Genomic DNA, 1,791 nt, shown 5'->3' on the forward strand with positions numbered 1-1,791 from the left:
CTTGTGGCGAACATGGGCCGGGGCGCATGGCGGAAGTGGCGGAGATCGTGGCGGCGGCGGCGGCGGAATTTGCAGCGGGACCGTTGGCCGGCAAGCATATCCTCGTCACCTCGGGGCCGACGCATGAACCGATTGACCCGGTGCGCTACATCGCGAATCGGTCTTCCGGCGCGCAGGGCACGGCCTTGGCCAGCGCGTTGCTTGCCTTGGGTGCGCGTGTGACCTTTGTGACCGGCCCGGCAACCGTCGCCGCCCCCGACGGCGCGCAGGTGGTGCGGGTCGAGACTGCGGCGGAGATGCTGACGGCGGTGCAATCGGCGCTGCCCGCCGATGCCGCAGTGTTTGCCGCAGCCGTCGCTGATTGGCGGGTTGCCAATGCCAGCGAATCGAAGATGAAGAAAGACGGCACCGGCAAGGCGCCGGCGTTGGAGTTTGCCGAGAATCCCGACATTCTGGCAACGGTGTCGCAGATGAAAGCAGGGCGTCCGGGATTGGTGGTCGGCTTTGCGGCGGAAACCGATGATGTGATCGCCCATGCCACGGCAAAGCGCAAACGCAAGGGTTGTGACTGGATTGTGGCCAATGATGTTTCGCCTGCGACCGGGATCATGGGCGGGACGGAAAATGCGGTGACGGTGATTTCCGACGCGGGTGCGGAAAGTTGGCCGCGCACGGGAAAGGATGCGGTCGCGGTGCGTTTGGCGCAGCGGATCGCCGTAGCACTTTCGGCATAGGGGGAGGGCGAATTTTCTTTGAAAATTCAGTGCTTCGCAGAGGATATTTGCAACAGAGAAGACTTTGCGGCAGGGAAGACGGGGGACGTGAAGGCGATGATGCCGGTTCTAAGATGTGTCTGGGAGGAATGGGCGGACAGGTCGTTTGGCATGCCTGCCTATGAGACAGAGGGGGCGGCAGGGGCGGATCTGCGTGCCAACCTCGCGCCGGAGGAGCGTGACGCAGGGGTGATGCTGGCGGTGATGCAGCGCAAGATCATCGCAACCGGATTGCGGGTCGCGATTCCGCCGGGATTCGAGATGCAAATCCGGCCGCGCTCCGGCCTTTCGCTGAAACATGGTATTTCGCTGCCCAATACCCCCGGCACGATTGACAGCGATTATCGCGGGCCGCTTGGGGTTTTGCTGGTCAATTTCGGTGCGGAACCCTACCGGATTTCACATGGCGACCGCATTGCGCAGATCATCATCGCGCCGGTGGTTCAGGCGCGGTTCGATCTGGTGCGGGTTTTGGATGACACGGCGCGTGGGACGGGCGGTTTCGGCTCCACCGGGTTGAAATGATCGGGGCGCTTGGGTTTGTGGCGCTGGTTCTGGCGACGCGCTATCTGATGCCGCGCGCGGGTCTTCCTTTGGCGCTGTTGTGCTGGGGACTGCTGGTTTTGGTGCATCTGCCGGTCTGGCCGCAGCCCAATATGCTGTCAGCAGTTCTGGGCGGCAGTCTGGCGCTGTGGCTGGGGTTCGGCGGCGTTGCGGCGCTGGTGCTGGTCTACAGATACGGGCTTGCTGCCCTGCGCGCGCGGGCGGCGCCGCCCGCCGCAACGATAAAACCACCGGTGTTCCGAGAGGTGGAACTGGAACGCTATGCCCGCCATATCATGCTGCGCGAAATCGGCGGGGCCGGGCAGCGGAAGTTGCATGATGCGCGGGTCTTGGTGGTGGGGGCAGGCGGCCTTGGCAGTCCTGCGCTCCTGTATCTTGCGGCGGCGCGGGAGGGCCGCAGCGGGGTGATTGATGACGATCTGGTGGAGAATTCCAACCTGCAACGTCAGGTGAT

The 1,791-nt window shown here is 63.9% G+C and carries 3 protein-coding genes; all 3 read left to right on the forward strand.

Annotated features, from left to right (window positions below; translation table 11 throughout):
• Positions 1–734: phosphopantothenoylcysteine decarboxylase (locus L0H65_RS19385; protein WP_301460823.1), on the forward strand; the 734-nt coding region annotated here is incomplete at its 5' end.
• A gap of 96 nt (positions 735–830) precedes the next feature.
• A complete protein-coding gene (gene dut, locus L0H65_RS19390; RefSeq protein ID WP_301460824.1) occupies positions 831–1,298 on the forward strand; it encodes a dUTP diphosphatase in 468 nt (155 codons plus the stop codon).
• 47 nt (positions 1,299–1,345) lie between these two features.
• Positions 1,346–1,791, forward strand: a 446-nt coding sequence (locus L0H65_RS19395; protein WP_301460825.1) for a ThiF family adenylyltransferase, incomplete at its 3' end; no start/stop codon positions are given.

The organism is Pseudorhodobacter sp., assembly GCF_030452865.1.
GTDB lineage: Bacteria > Pseudomonadota > Alphaproteobacteria > Rhodobacterales > Rhodobacteraceae > Pseudorhodobacter.